This window comes from Hydrogenophaga aromaticivorans, from assembly GCF_013387465.1.
GTDB classification, from domain to species: Bacteria; Pseudomonadota; Gammaproteobacteria; order Burkholderiales; family Burkholderiaceae_C; genus Hydrogenophaga; species Hydrogenophaga aromaticivorans.
In genome coordinates, this window is sequence record NZ_VYGV01000028.1 from 132,013 (window position 1) to 145,648 (window position 13,636).

Genomic DNA, 13,636 nt, shown 5'->3' on the forward strand with positions numbered 1-13,636 from the left:
TTGTGGCGGTGAGCGGGCATGAGCGAAGGGCTTTTGACCTCTTAGGCCTGAAGGAACAGGCCGCCCCAGGGTTCGAAAACGAGGGTGTCGCCTTCGACGTGCGCGCCGCTCAGGCCGCTGCCGTCGAGCGCGCGGGCCTGCGACCAGCCCTCGGGCAGCGCCAGCGTGGCCGGCGTGTCGCTGAAGTTGAAGGCGCAGAGCACGCGCTGCGCGCTGTGGTGGCGCTCGAACGCCAGCACCTGCGCATCCACGGGCCGCAGGTGCAGCTCGCCATGCAACAGCGCGGGCTGCTCGCGGCGCCAGTGGAGCAACTGCTTGAAGTCGCTGAGCAGCGAACCGGCGTCGGCCTGCTGGCGGTCCACGGCGAGGGGCCGGTGCTCCGGTGGCACGGGCAGCCAGCTGCGCTCACCGGTGGAGAAGCCGGCCTGGGGCGCGTCGGCAGCCCAGGGCATCGGGGTTCTGCAGCCGTCGCGGCCCTTGAATTCGGGCCACATGCTGATGCCATAGGGGTCCTGCAGGTCTTCAAAGGCGATGGTGGCTTCGGGCAGGCCCAGCTCTTCGCCCTGGTAGAGGCAGACGGTGCCGCGCAGGCTCAGCTGGAAGGCCGCGGCCAGGCGCAGCAGGCGCGGGTCGGGGTGCTCGCCGCCCCAGCGCGTGGCCACCCGCGCGACGTCGTGGTTGGACAGCGCCCAGCAAGGCCAGCCGTCGCCCGCCACCTGCTGGAACTGCTGAATCGTGGCGTGGAGGAAGGGCGCGTCGTGGGCGCCACCGAGCAGGGTGAAGCAATACGCCATGTGCAGCTTGTCGCTGCCACCGGTGTAGTCGGCCACCATGGTCAGGCCGGCCTCGTCGCCGATTTCGCCGACCATGGTGGTGTCGTCGTATCGATCGACCAGGCTGCGCAGGCGGCGCAGGAAGCCGAGCGCTTCGGGCTGGCTCTTGTCGTACCGGTGGTGCTGCCACGAGTAGGGGTTGGACGACGGGGCGGTGGGGTCCTCGATCAGTGGCGCGCCACGCCCCGGGTTGTCGCGCAGGGCCGCGTCGTGAAAGCAGAAGTTGATGGCGTCCAGGCGGTAGCCGTCCACACCCAGCTCCAGCCAGAACTTCACGGCGTCCAGCAGCGCATCCTGCACGGCGGGGTTGTGGAAATTCAGATCGGGCTGGCTGCTGAGGAAGTTGTGCAGGTAGTACTGGCGCCGGCGCGTGTCCCATTGCCAGGCGCTGCCGCCAAAGACCGACAACCAGTTGTTGGGCGGGGTGCCGTCGTGCCGCGCATCGGCCCAGACGAACCAGTCGGCCTTGGGGTTGTTGCGGCTGGCGCGGCTCTCGGTGAACCAGGGGTGCTGGTCGGAGCAGTGCGAGAGCACCTGGTCGATCATGACCTTCAGACCCAGCGCGTGGGCGCGCTGCACCAGCGCCTTGAAGTCGTCGAGCGTGCCGAACATGGGATCGACGTCGTTGTAGTCGCTGACGTCGTAGCCAAAGTCTTTCATCGGGCTCTTGAAGAAGGGCGAGAGCCAGATGGCGTCGGCACCGAGCGCCGCGATGTGGTCAAGGCGCTGCGTGATGCCCGGCAGGTCACCGATGCCGTCGCCGTTGCTGTCCTGAAAGGAGCGTGGGTAGATCTGGTAGATCACGCCGCCGCGCCACCAGCCGTTGTTGGATGCTTTCTGTGTCATGGGAAGGTGAGGGAAGAGAAAGGGAAAGAAAGGTCAGCCCTTGACGGCTCCAGCCGTCAGGCCCGAAACGATCTTTTTCTGGAAGGCGAGCACGAGGCCCAGCAGGGGGATGGTCACCAGCACCGAGGCGGCCATGATGTTGCCCCAGGGGATGTCGTATTTGCTGGCGCCGGAGATCAGCGCGATCGACACCGGCACGGTGCGTTCGTTGTTGTCGAGCACGAAGGTCAGCGCGAACAGGAACTCGTTCCAGGCGGCGATGAAGGCCAGCAGGCCGGTGGACACCAGCGCGGGCCACAGCAGCGGCATGAACACGTCCTTGATGATGCGCCAGGGACCGCAGCCGTCCATGATCGCGGCCTCTTCCAGCTCCTTGGGCAACTGCTTCATGAAGGTGGTGAGCACCCACACGGTGAAGGGCAGGGTGAAGATCATGTAGGGCAGCACCAGGCCCAGCGCCTTGTTGTAGAGGCCCAGAAAGCGGATCAGCTCGAACATGCCGGCCAGCACCGCGACCTGCGGGAACATGGACACAGCCAGCACGGCGGTCAGCAGCAGACCGCGGCCCTTGAAGCTGATGCGGCCCAGCGCGTAGGACGCGGTCACGCCGATGAAGAGCGAGATCGCCACCACCAGCACCGACACCATGATCGAGTTCAGGATGTGGCGGCCAAAGGGCTGTTCGGCCAGCGAGAACAGCGAGACGTAGTTCGCCAGCGTCACGCTCGACGGCCAGAGCACCGGCTCGAACAGGGCCGAGCCCGACTTGAACGAGGTGGACACCGCGTAGATGAAGGGGAACACCGAGATGGCCACCACCACCGTGGCGGCAAGATAAAGCGCGACGCGCCAGTACCAGGCGGATTTCATGACGGGTCTCCCGCAGGGCCGCCCCAAGGGCGACCAGCGCCCCCTTGGGGGGCAGCGATTACACGAAGTGAAGAGCGTGGGGGCATCAGTCTTCCCCCAGTTTCATGCGGCTCAACTTGATGGCCAGAACCGTGCACAAACCGATGATCAGGAACAGCGCGGTCGAGGCGGCCGAGCCGTAGCCCATGTAGCCGTTGTCGACCATTTCTCGCCGCACGAAGCCGGACATGGAGATCGTGCTGTTGTTGTTCGAGGTCAGCACGTAGATCAGGTCGAACACGCGCAGCGCATCGAGCAGTCGGAAGATCACGGCCACCATCAGCGCGGGGCGGATGAGCGGCAGCGTCACTTTCCAGAACACGCGCAGCGGGTGCACGCCGTCCACCTCGGCGGCCTCGTAGCAGTCCTTGGGCAGGGTCTGCAGCGCGGCCAGGATCAGCAGGGCCATGAAGGGCGTGGTCTTCCACACGTCCACCGCGACCACGGTCCAGAGCGCGTACTCGGGCTGGGCGGTCCAGGCGATCTTGTCGGCGATCAGGCCGAAGTCGACCAGCCACTGGTTGATGATGCCGAACTGGTCGTGCAGCATCCAGCCCCACATCTTGGCCGACACGATGGTGGGGATGGCCCAGGGCACCAGCACCGCGGTGCGCACGAAGGTGCGGCCCTTGAAGTCCTGATTCAGCAGCATGGCCACGCCCAGGCCCATCAGGGTTTCCAGCGTGACGGAGACGACGCTGAACTTCAGCGTGTTGAGGATGGACAGGCCCCAGTCGCTGGCGAAGAAGCCGTCGGTGTAGTTGGGGTTGGCGAAGAGGCCGTATTCGCCGAAGTAGTTCTCGAAACCGACGAACTTCGTGGCCGACAGGTCGTTGATGTTGGCGTCGGTGAAGCTGAACCAGATGGTGCGGCCCAGCGGCCACACGGCCACGAGGATGAGCACCAGCAGCATGGGAGCCAGAAAGGTCCAGGCGGTGCGCGTCTTGCTGTTCATGGGTTGGGGTCCCTCGGGTTGCGCTTCAGGTCCCCCCACGCCGCCCGGAGGCGGCGCGTGGGGGCATGTCCTCACCACTTGCCGCGCTGGACCTGCTTGAGCTTGCCTTCGAGCTTCTTCAGACTGTCTTCGGCCGTGGCCTGGCCCGAGAGCACGTCGTGCGTGGCGTTCCAGAACGCTGAGCTGACCTCGGGGTACTTGGCGCCGGTGGCGGTGGCCGGGCGCGGCACAGCGCTGGTGAACACCTCGTACAGGCTGCCGAAGAAGGGGTTGGCGGCCAGCACGTCCTTGTCCTTGTAGAGCGCGGCGATGGTCGGGTTGTACGAGCCGTTGATGGCGCGGTACTTCTGCGACTCGGCGCTGGTCATGAACATCACCAGGTCGGCGGCGATCGCCGGGTTCCTGGAGTACTTGGAAACCGCGAGTTGCCAGCCCCCCAGCGTGGCGGCGTTCTGGCCGCTCGCGCCGCCCTTGGGCAGGGCCGACACGCCGATCTTGCCGGAGATCTTGGAGTCCTTGGCGTTGCCCAGCGACCAGGCGTAGGGCCAGTTGCGCATGAAGGCGGCGTTTCCGTTCTGGAACACGCCGCGGGCTTCCTCTTCGGCGTAGTTCAGCACGCCTTGCGGGGCGATGGTGCCGATCCAGGAGGCCGCGGTCTTCAGCGCCTGCACGGCCTTGGGGTTGTTGATGGTGATCTCGCCCTTGTCGTTGACGATGTTGCCGCCGCCATGGCTGTGCACCCATTCCACGGCGTCGCAGGTCAGGCCTTCATAGGCCTTGGCCTGGAACACGAAACCGTGGAAGTCCTTGTTGCCGGCGGCGCGCTCGCCGTCCTGGATCTTCTTGGCCGTGGCGGCCAGCTCTTCCCAGGTGGTCGGGGGCTTGGCGCCGTACTTCTCGACCAGGTCCTTGCGGTAGAACAGCAGGCCGGCGTCGGTGAACCAGGGCATGGCCAGCAGCTTGCCGTCCACGGTGTTGTTGGCCACGATGGCCGGGAAGTGCTCTTTCTCCACGCCCTTGCTGTAGGGCTTGAGGTCCAGCAGGTGGTCCTTGATCACGCCGGGCCACACCACGTCCACGTTGACCACATCCAGGTCCGGCGACTTGGCGGCGAACAGCTGGCGGAACAGGGCCAGGATGTCGGTGGTGGAGTTCGGGATGGTGAAGAGCTTGACCTCGTGCCCGGTCTTCCTGGCCCAGTCGGCCGTCATCTTCTTGCAGTTCTCATAGTCCTGGCCGACCGAACCGCAGGAGATGGTGACGGTGGCGGCGTTGGCGCCCGTGACCCACAGCGGGGCGGTCAGGGCCAGGGCAGCGGCCGTGGCGGTCAGGGAGCGGGAAGATAGTTTCATGGGCTTGCCTCGTAGATGGTTGTGTCTCGGTGGAACTGCCGCTGTGCCGTTCACATGTTTTCATGGGCAGTGGGGTCATTGGATCATCGATGCAATCGATTGCATGATGGGGATTTCCCTAGTCCAGCGCGTCGTGTGGGGTACGTAACCCGGTAACAGAGCGTGTCTTCAGTGGGGCGAACGGCGCGCGCAGAGGCGCCGTCGGCGCCGGGGACGGCGAGGATGGCTGTGTCGGTCGGTCGATCCCGCGTGTCAGCGGGATGAAAACAGGCTTAGGGCCTGTTCACACTATTTTTCCAAGATGCGTTGCGGATCAAAAAGGCCCTGCGCAAGGCGCGAAACGCAGCCGGGGTCGCCCCCCGGCAAGGCTTCGCAACGCCGCGCATGGCCTTTTTGGCCGCAACCCGAAGGGAATGGGCTGAAAACAGCGCCACTCGTTGTTGCACTCCTGGGCAAGACACTCAGTCTGGCCGTCGTCCCGCGCCTAGATTGGCGCTGTTTTCAGCCCATTCGCAATTGGAAAAATAGTGTGAACAGGCCCTAGAGGCTGCTCTCGCGCACGATCAGTTCGGTCGGCAGGACGATGTTGCGGCGCGCGGCGCCGGCGACGGACTCGAACATGAGGTCGACCAGCGCGCGGCCCGCCTGCGCGATGGGCTGGCGGACGGTGGTCAAGGGCGGGTGGACGTGGGAGGCGAGCAGGATGTCGTCGTAGCCGACCACGCGCACCTGCGCAGGCACGGCGATGTTGCGCTCGCGCAGCGCGCCCATGAGGGAGATGGCCGTGACGTCGCTGCAGGCAAAGATGGCGTCGAAATCCAGCTGCTGGTTGAGCCAGCCATCGATGGACTCGCGGAGGCGCGCGTCACCAAACAGGAAGTGCTGCCGAAGGCGCGGGTCGAGTTCGATACCGGCTTCTTCCATCGCCTGGGCGTGGCCCTGGAAGCGCTGGCCGGCTTCGGGGTGGGTGGTGTCGCCAAAGAAGGCGATGCGCCGGCAACCCTGTTCGATCAGGTGGCGGGTGGCGAGGTAACCGCCCAGCCGGTTGTCGCTGCCGACCACCGGGTAGGACGCGTCGGGCAGGGCCGCCCCCCAGACCGCCATGGGAATGCCGAGATGCGCCAGCTCGTTGAGGTGTTCGTGCAGGGTCAGCTGGCCGATCACGATCAGGCCGGTCACCTGGCCCGACTCGACCATGGAGCGCATGCGGTCCTTGCTGTCCTCGTGCAGGCGCGAGAGCAGCAGGTTCATGCCCTGTTCGTTCACCGCGTCGGTGAGCGAACCCAGGATGCCCAGCAGGAAGGGGTCCGAGATCATCTGCGCGCTGTCACTCAGGAGCACGACCCCGATGGTCTGCACATCGCCCTTGCGCAGGCTGGCGGCCCCGGCGTTGACGCGGTAGTTAAGAGAGCGGGCGAGTTCGGTGATGCGGGTGCGCGTGGCTTCCGGAATCAGCGGGCTGCCGCTGAGCGCACGCGAGACGGTGGAGGCGGAGACGCCGGCCATGCGGGCGATGTCGGTCATCTGCATGCGTCGGCGTCCCTTGTCGGCGCCGGGTGTCGCCGGGGTGGAGGCAACGGTGGGCAGCGGGCTGGCGGGCGGCTTGGCGCGGGGCGGGGTGGGCATGGACCGATTATTCCATTGCGTTCGCCAGCGCCGGCCCGCCGGACCACCGGGCGCAAAAAAGCCCGGAGGCCTTGCGGCGCCCGGACGAACTGATTGCCTGAGAGAACGGTGGCGGTAGGCGACCCGGCGCCATGCCGGGCCCGGCCCACCGGAAAAGAACGGGGAGCCCCCCGATCAGAACGCGTAGTTGATGCGGGCGCGGACGGCCACCTGGTCGTCGGTGCCGGTGCCACCCTTGGAGTAGCTTAGGGCGGGGGTGATGGTGGCGCCCTTCACGCCGAACAGCGGCAGGCTGTAGGCGGCGTAGACGGTGGTGACCTTGTCGGCCGAGGTGGCGCCCTTGCCGTGGATCAGGCCGATGCCGGCGGCGCCGATGATGGCGTTGATGCCGATGGTTTTGTCGTCTTCCTTCTTGGCGAAGTTGACATTGATGTTGCTGTCTTTGCTCAGGGCGTAGCCGACCGAGAGGCCGATGCCGTTTTCCGTGCTGGCGTCACTGCCCACGACCTTGACCGACTCCACGCCGGCGCGCAGGGTCAGCGGGCCGGTGGTGTAGCCCACGGCCGGCCGGATGCCGCGGGCTTCGCCCTCGTCCTTGCTGTAGACCAGGCCCAGTTCAAAGCGCAGGCCGGGCGCAGCGTTCACGCCCAGGGCGCCGTGGGCGACGTCGCGGCCCTTGCGGCCGCGCAGCATGTTGGCCTGGTAGGGGGTGTAGCCGGCGTATTCGACCACGGTGTCCTTGCCCACGGGGAACAGGTCGTAGGCTTCAAAGCGGCCGAGCTTGAGGTCCATGCCCGCGTTGCCGAACTGCACCCACATGTCGTCCATGCCGGTGTCGCCGTCTTTCTTCAACAGCAGCGAGGCACGGGCGGCCACGAAGGCGTCACCGTTGGTGGCCTTGGCGCCGACGTTGAACTCCACGCGGCCACCCATGCCCAGGTCGCTTTCACGGGCGTTGCTGGCCGGAGCATCGACGGCGTTGGTGTAGGTGGTGTCGAGTTCCAGGTTGGCGTCCAGCGTCAGTTCGGCGTGGGCGGCAATGGCGGTGGAACAGAGGGCGGCAACAGCGGCCAGTTTGAAAACGTTGTGCATGGACTTGGCTCCGGATGTAGGAATGGGGTGAACAGACAAACACCTTTCCGGTATCTGAGTTTCATATCAACAGAACAAAACCCAACTGGAAAGTGGCGTTATTCGAGCATCGGTGCAAACGTTTGCAATTTGGTGTTAACCCTTGAAATGTGCTTGTTCCAGGTACGTAACTCGATTTGAAGCGTGCTCACAACAGCAAGGTAAACCCCAGTGGTGCAATGGATTGCAATGCAATAAAGGTACATCAATGCAATTGATGTAATAGGGTGAAGAGGGGGGCGCGGAAGGGGACATGGCGCTGGAGAACCCCGGCCGATGGGGCGTGCAGCGCGAGGGCAGCCGCGCCGTGCCCGTGCGGGTCGGTGGCTGGTGACAGCGGGGACGGGAGCCTGTGAGGTCGCTGAGCGCGACGTGGTCAATGCGACCGGGTCGGCCTCAGTGGCAGCCTGTCGCGGTGAGTTGCAGCACGCGCTGCGCCCGCGCAGCGGCCGCCTCGGAGTGCGTCACCAGCACCAGCGCCGCGCCGCTGTCGGCCGCCTGCTGCTGCAGCACGCCCATCACCTGCGCTGCGGTGGAAGGGTCGAGGTTGCCGGTGGGTTCATCGGCGAGCAGCAGGCTGGGGCGGTGCACCAGGGCGCGGGCGATCGCCACGCGCTGCAGCTGCCCGCCGGAGAGCTGGGCCGGCAGGCGCTCGCCGAGTCCGCCCAGGCCCACCGCTTCGAGCATCTGCGCCACGCGCGCCGGATCCGGGCGCTTCAGCAGCAGCAGCGGCAGCCCCACGTTCTGCGCCACGTCCAGGTGCGGCAGTACGTGAAACGCCTGGAAAACGAAACCGAGCTTTTCGCGCCGCCAGTGGGCTCGCTGCACCTCGCCCAGCTGCCCCAGGTCCACGCCGTCGTGCGTGATCGTGCCCTCGCTCCAGTCGTCCAGCGCGGCCATGCAGTTGAGCAGGCTGGATTTGCCCACGCCGGATTCGCCGACGATGGCGATGAACTCGCCCGGCTCGACGCGCAGGCTCACCTGGCTGAACACGGGCGTGTCGCCATAGCGTTTGCTCAGGTTGTGGATGACGAGGCTCACTGGACGGCCCTCCGTGCTGCGCACTGCGGGGCTGAGCGCCTTCGGAGCGGCCGGGCGGCGCTCATGCTGCTTCCCCGGCTGGCGCGTCCAGCCAGCGGCTGGCCCATTGCAGCACCTGTTCCTGCGCATCGGGCGCGTCGCAGGCCACGACCCTCCGTTCCGGCATGGAGCGCAGCCAGGTGATCTGGCGCTTGGCCAGCTGGCGCGTGGCGAAGATGCCGCGGTCGCGCAGCTCGGCGAGCTGGGGCGCGCTCAGCGTTTCACCGTGGGCGTCCAGCGCCTCCCAGGCCTGGCGGTAGCCGACGCAGCGCATGGACGGCAGGTCGGGGTGCAGGTCGCCGCGCGCGCGCAGCGCACGCACCTCGTCCAGGAAGCCCGCCGCCAGCATGGCGTCGAAACGCTGGGCGATGCGCGCGTGCAGCCAGGCGCGGTCCTGGGGTTCGAGCGAGAGCAGGGCGCCGGGTGCGATCGGGCTGGTGGGCGTGGTTTCGTCCGGCCCGGTCTGGAAGGCCGAGATCGGCTGGCCCGAGACCTCGAACACTTCGAGCGCGCGCTGGATGCGCTGCGAGTCGTTGGGGAACAGGCGCGCCGCCGTCACCGGGTCCACGCTCGCGAGTTCGGCGTGCAGCGCGGGCCAGCCGAGCTGGGCGGCGCGTGCCTCGATGGCTTGGCGCACGGCGGCATCGGCGCGCGGCATCTGGTTGAGGCCCTGCATCAGCGCCTTGAAATACAGCATGGTGCCGCCCACCAGCAGCGGCGTGCGCCCGCGCGCCTGGATCTCGCCGATCAGCCGCGTGGCGTCGGCCACGAAGCCGGCCGCGCTGTAGGCCTGCAGGGGGTCGGTGGTGTCGATCAGGTGGTGCGGCACCTGGGCCCGCTCGTCGGGTGTGGGCTTGGCGGTGCCGATGTCCATGCCGCGGTAGACCAGGGCCGAATCGACGCTGATGATCTCCACGGGCCAGCGCTGTGCGATGGCCAGCGAAGCCGCGCTCTTGCCGCTGGCTGTGGGCCCGGCAATGGCGATGCACCCCCGCCGCGCTTCGCGCGACCCCCTCAAGGGGGCAGCATCAGCGGCCCGGCAATGCCGGTCCCGCGATGCTTCTGGCTCAGGCACTTCACTCGTCGTCATGTGGTGGATTCACGGGTCATTTGCTGAGGTGGCGCTTTCACTTCGCCGTATTGCTGGACCAGCGTCCAGGCTGTGGCCGCGATCAGCACGCTCCAGAACCAGACGCCGTTGGTCAGCGGCAGCACGCTGCCCTGGCCCTGGGCGATGGCCGCCAGGCTTTTGCCCAGCCAGCCGCCCATAAAGAAGGCCGCGATCATCATCATGAAACCGCTCAGCGCCGAAGCCGCGCCCGCGGCCTGCGGGAACGGCCCGACGGCGCCGCTCTGGCCGCAGGGCTGGTGCACGCCGTGGGCCAGCATGAAGCCGTAGAACGGCACCATGATGGCGGCCGCGTGCTGCACGCCCGCCAGCGCGAGCAGGCCCATGCTGGTGCCGGCGGTGAGGGTGCAGGCGCCCGCCAGCGCCACCGTCTTGCGCACGCCGAAGCGCGGCAGCAGACGGCGGCAGATGAAGGTGCCGAGGATGTAGCTCAGCGACATGGTGAACATGGCCAGACCGTAGGCCGGCTGCGACAGCCCCAGGACCTGGATGAAGACGAACGAAGACGCGGCGAGGAAGGTGAACAGGCCGCCGTAGGACGTGGTGGCCAGCAGCGTGAAAGCCCAGAAGGTGGGGTTCTGCAGGATGGTCCACCAGGTGCGCAGCAGCGTGATCGGCTCCAGCGCGCGCGGGTTCTTCTGCGCCAGGGTTTCCTCGAACCGCAGCGCCACCACCAGCAACGTGCCGGCGCCGAACACGGCCAGCGCCATCAGCGCCACGCGCCAGCCCAGGTATTGCGCCAGCAGGCCACCCAGCGGCGCGCTCGCGCAGGCGATCACGCCCAGACCGGTGAGGCCCTTGGACATGATGCGGGCCCCGTCCACCGGGGCGTAGAGATCGCGCACGATGGCGCGCGCGCACATCACGCCCGCGCCCATGGCCACGCCCTGCAGCGCGCGCCAGACGATGAGCTGGTCCATCGAAGCGGAAAACGTGCTGCCCACCGAGGCCACCACGTAGAGCAGCATGCCCACCAGCAGCACCGGCCGGCGGCCGAAGCGGTCCGACAGCGGCCCCCACACCATCTGCGACAGGCCGAAAGCCAGCAGCAGCGCGGTCAGCGTGAGCTGGGCCTGCGACATCGCCGCGCCAAAGCCCTGGGTCATGGCGGGCAGGGCGGGCAGGTAAAGGTCGGTGGTGACGGGTTGCAGACCCAGCAGCAGCGAGAGCACCAGCACGATCAGGCCGGGCGACATGGAAGAGGGCTTGGCGGACATCCAGTCGAGAGTAGCAGAAGCGATGGTGGCCGAGCGCGGTCGCCAGGGGCCCGGGCGGGCCGGCGTTTCACCCGCCGCGGGACGCGCTAAATGACGCCCTGTGCCAGCATGGCGTCGGCCACCTTCACGAAGCCGGCGATGTTGGCGCCGTCGATGTAGCTCACGCTGCCGTCGGCGCGCTTGCCGTGGGCCAGGCAGGCGGCGTGAATGCCCTGCATGATCTGCAGCAGGCGACCGTCCACCTCCTCGCGTGGCCAGGACAGGCGCAGCGCGTTCTGGCTCATCTCCAGACCGGAGGTGGCCACGCCGCCGGCGTTGCTCGCCTTGCCCGGGGCGTACAGCACACCGGCCGCCTCGAAGGCCTTGGCGGCCTCGATGGTCGAGGGCATGTTGGCGCCTTCGGCCACGCAGAGCACGCCGTTGCCGATGAGCGTGCGGGCATCGTTCCCGTCCAGCTCGTTCTGGGTCGCGCAGGGCAGGGCCACGTCCACCGGCACATGCCAGGGCCGCACTCCGGCTTCGAACTTCACGCCGGTGCGTTCGGCGTAGTCGCTCACGCGGCCGTAGTGGTGGTTTTTCACGTCCATCAGGACGGCGAGCTTCTCGGTGGTGAAGCCGGCTTCATCCACGATGGTGCCGCTGGAGTCGGACACGGTGATCACCCGGGCACCGAGCTCCAGGGCTTTCTGGACCGCGTACTGGGCCACGTTGCCCGAGCCGGAGACGCTCACGCGCAGGCCGTCAAACGACTTGCCCTGGGTCTTGAGCATTTCCTGCGCGAAGTACACCGTGCCGTAGCCGGTGGCTTCCGGGCGGACCAGCGAGCCGCCGAAAGCGAGTCCCTTGCCGGTGAAGACGCAGTCGGCCCGGTTGCTCAGCTTCTTGACCATGCCGGCGATGAAGCCGACCTCACGACCGCCCACGCCGATGTCGCCGGCCGGCACGTCGGTGTCGGCGCCCACGTGGCGGAACAGCTCGCTGGCGAAGGCCTGGCAGAAACGCATCACTTCGGCCGGGCTTTTGCCTTTGGGGTCGAAGTCCGAGCCGCCTTTGCCGCCGCCCATGGGCAGCGTGGTCAGCGCGTTCTTGAAGGTCTGCTCGAAGGCCAGGAACTTCAACACCGACAGGTTGACCGAGGGGTGGAAGCGCAGGCCGCCCTTGTAGGGGCCGATGGCCATGCTGTGCTGGATGCGGTAGCCCTTGTTGACCTGCACGCTGCCGTGATCGTCCACCCAGGACACGCGGAAGATCACGATGCGTTCCGGTTCAACCAGGCGGTCGAGCAGGCCTTGTTCAGCGTACTTCGGGTGGGCGGCGATGAAGGGCCAGAGGCTTTCCATCACTTCCGTGACGGCCTGCAGGAACTCGGGCTGGCCGGGATTGCGCAGGGCGACGTGGGACAAAAAGTCGTGGACCGAGGCGTACTTCATGCGTTAAATGCTCCAAAAATGTGCATTGGATTATGCGAAACCGGTATTTCGCCCAGTGATATGGCATTGATGGGGTGCATTGAGCGCTGTATTGGTGCGTGCCGTGGTCGACCCGCCAGAAGGCACTGATTTGGTGCCGTGACATGGGCCCGTGGGTTCCGGCCTGTGCGGCCGGCGGTGCAGCGCTAAGGGAGCCCGAACAGGTCGGTCAGCGCCACCCGGTACTGCGGCTGGCCCACCGAGTTGGTGTTGTGGTGCGAGCCGCCTTCCACCAGCACGAAGGCCTTGGGTCCGGTGGCAGCCTCAAACAGTCGGCGCCCCAGTTCGGGCTGGATCAGCCGGTCCTCCCCGCCGTGCACCACCAGCAGCGGCGAGCCGATCGCCGACACGCGCTTGACCGCTTCAAAACGCTGGGTGATCAGCGGCCCCACCGGCAGCCAGCCCCACTTGAAGGTGCTGACCACGTCCGGGATCGAGGTGAAACCGCCTTCGACCAGTGTGCCCGCTTCGTCGCCCACCTGGGCCGCGAGTTCGATGGCGATGGCGCCCCCCAGCGAGTGACCGAAGATGTAGCGCGGCCGGTCGGGGTACTGCTGGCCCAGCCAGTCCCAGGCGGCCCGGGCGTCTTCGTAGGCCATGGTTTCCGAGGGCAGCCCGGACGAGCTCTTGCCGAAGCCGCGGTAATCGATCGCCAGCACCGAAAAGCCCAGTTCCTGCATGCGGCGCGCGCGGAAGGCCGAGCCGGTGACGTTGAACCGCGCGCCGTGCAGGTAGAGCAGCACGGGGGCGTCCGCTCGCGTGCTGAAGTTTTCGTGGGCCAGCCACAGGCCATGCAGCTTCACCGGCTGCCCCGTTTCCTGCGACTGGAAGTTGATCCAGACATCGTCCATGCCGGCCGCGGCCTCTTCCCCGCGCCACCAGCTGCGGTCCGAGGGCTGGAAGATCCAGGCGCGTTGCCGCTGGTCGAGGGTGGCACAGCCGGTCAGCACGGCGGCTGTGGCAAACAGGACGATCAGGAGGCGCTTCATGGCAAGGAGTGATGCGACCCGACCTGAAAAGTTCAAGGCAGAATGAACAAAGCCAGCGGAGCGCCTACCTCCCCCGCCGGGACCCCAACGGACGACCAGC

Annotated in this window: 11 protein-coding genes; all 11 read right to left on the bottom strand. The window is 67.1% G+C overall.

Annotation, left to right across the window (positions count from 1 at the left end; all coding sequences use genetic code 11):
- Positions 1 to 41: 41 nt before the first annotated feature.
- Positions 42 to 1,679, bottom strand: a complete 1,638-nt coding sequence (locus F3K02_RS25895; RefSeq protein WP_177139393.1) for an alpha-glucosidase family protein — start codon at positions 1,677 to 1,679, stop codon at positions 42 to 44.
- A gap of 33 nt (positions 1,680 to 1,712) precedes the next feature.
- Complete coding sequence (locus F3K02_RS25900; RefSeq protein WP_177139395.1) at positions 1,713 to 2,549, bottom strand: carbohydrate ABC transporter permease; 837 nt, start codon at positions 2,547 to 2,549, stop codon at positions 1,713 to 1,715.
- Between the two features lie 85 nt (positions 2,550 to 2,634).
- Complete coding sequence (locus tag F3K02_RS25905; protein ID WP_177139396.1) at positions 2,635 to 3,543, bottom strand: carbohydrate ABC transporter permease; 909 nt, start codon at positions 3,541 to 3,543, stop codon at positions 2,635 to 2,637.
- A 71-nt stretch (positions 3,544 to 3,614) separates the two neighbouring features.
- Complete coding sequence (locus tag F3K02_RS25910) at positions 3,615 to 4,895, bottom strand: ABC transporter substrate-binding protein (protein ID WP_177139397.1); 1,281 nt, start codon at positions 4,893 to 4,895, stop codon at positions 3,615 to 3,617.
- A 540-nt stretch (positions 4,896 to 5,435) separates the two neighbouring features.
- Positions 5,436 to 6,521 (bottom strand): LacI family DNA-binding transcriptional regulator, encoded by a 1,086-nt coding sequence (locus tag F3K02_RS25915; protein WP_246309823.1) that lies wholly within the window; start codon positions 6,519 to 6,521, stop codon positions 5,436 to 5,438.
- 174 nt (positions 6,522 to 6,695) lie between these two features.
- Positions 6,696 to 7,613 (bottom strand): carbohydrate porin, encoded by a 918-nt coding sequence (locus F3K02_RS25920; protein WP_177139398.1) that lies wholly within the window; start codon positions 7,611 to 7,613, stop codon positions 6,696 to 6,698.
- Between the two features lie 435 nt (positions 7,614 to 8,048).
- Positions 8,049 to 8,693, bottom strand: a complete 645-nt coding sequence (locus F3K02_RS25925) for an ABC transporter ATP-binding protein (protein ID WP_343067166.1) — start codon at positions 8,691 to 8,693, stop codon at positions 8,049 to 8,051.
- A gap of 61 nt (positions 8,694 to 8,754) precedes the next feature.
- A complete protein-coding gene (miaA, locus tag F3K02_RS25930; protein ID WP_177139400.1) occupies positions 8,755 to 9,822 on the bottom strand; it encodes a tRNA (adenosine(37)-N6)-dimethylallyltransferase MiaA in 1,068 nt (355 codons plus the stop codon).
- Complete coding sequence (locus tag F3K02_RS25935) at positions 9,819 to 11,057, bottom strand: Bcr/CflA family efflux MFS transporter (protein WP_343067167.1); 1,239 nt, start codon at positions 11,055 to 11,057, stop codon at positions 9,819 to 9,821. The genes miaA and F3K02_RS25935 overlap by 4 nt, the downstream gene beginning before the upstream one ends.
- A gap of 107 nt (positions 11,058 to 11,164) precedes the next feature.
- A complete protein-coding gene (gdhA, locus tag F3K02_RS25940; RefSeq protein ID WP_177139403.1) occupies positions 11,165 to 12,508 on the bottom strand; it encodes an NADP-specific glutamate dehydrogenase in 1,344 nt (447 codons plus the stop codon).
- Between the two features lie 185 nt (positions 12,509 to 12,693).
- Positions 12,694 to 13,536 (bottom strand): alpha/beta hydrolase, encoded by an 843-nt coding sequence (locus F3K02_RS25945; protein WP_177139405.1) that lies wholly within the window; start codon positions 13,534 to 13,536, stop codon positions 12,694 to 12,696.
- Positions 13,537 to 13,636: the final 100 nt, after the last annotated feature.

Excerpts from the sequence above, each read along its gene's own strand:
- F3K02_RS25895 (WP_177139393.1), bottom strand. The coding sequence starts at position 1,679 with ATGACACAGAAAGCATCCAACAACGGCTGGTGGCGCGGCGGCGTGATC.
- F3K02_RS25900 (WP_177139395.1), bottom strand. The coding sequence starts at position 2,549 with ATGAAATCCGCCTGGTACTGGCGCGTCGCGCTTTATCTTGCCGCCACG.
- F3K02_RS25905 (WP_177139396.1), bottom strand. The coding sequence starts at position 3,543 with ATGAACAGCAAGACGCGCACCGCCTGGACCTTTCTGGCTCCCATGCTG.
- F3K02_RS25910 (WP_177139397.1), bottom strand. The coding sequence starts at position 4,895 with ATGAAACTATCTTCCCGCTCCCTGACCGCCACGGCCGCTGCCCTGGCC.
- F3K02_RS25915 (WP_246309823.1), bottom strand. The coding sequence starts at position 6,521 with ATGCCCACCCCGCCCCGCGCCAAGCCGCCCGCCAGCCCGCTGCCCACC.
- F3K02_RS25920 (WP_177139398.1), bottom strand. The coding sequence starts at position 7,613 with ATGCACAACGTTTTCAAACTGGCCGCTGTTGCCGCCCTCTGTTCCACC.
- miaA (WP_177139400.1), bottom strand. The coding sequence starts at position 9,822 with ATGACGACGAGTGAAGTGCCTGAGCCAGAAGCATCGCGGGACCGGCAT.
- F3K02_RS25935 (WP_343067167.1), bottom strand. The coding sequence starts at position 11,057 with ATGTCGCCCGGCCTGATCGTGCTGGTGCTCTCGCTGCTGCTGGGTCTG.
- gdhA (WP_177139403.1), bottom strand. The coding sequence starts at position 12,508 with ATGAAGTACGCCTCGGTCCACGACTTTTTGTCCCACGTCGCCCTGCGC.
- F3K02_RS25945 (WP_177139405.1), bottom strand. The coding sequence starts at position 13,536 with ATGAAGCGCCTCCTGATCGTCCTGTTTGCCACAGCCGCCGTGCTGACC.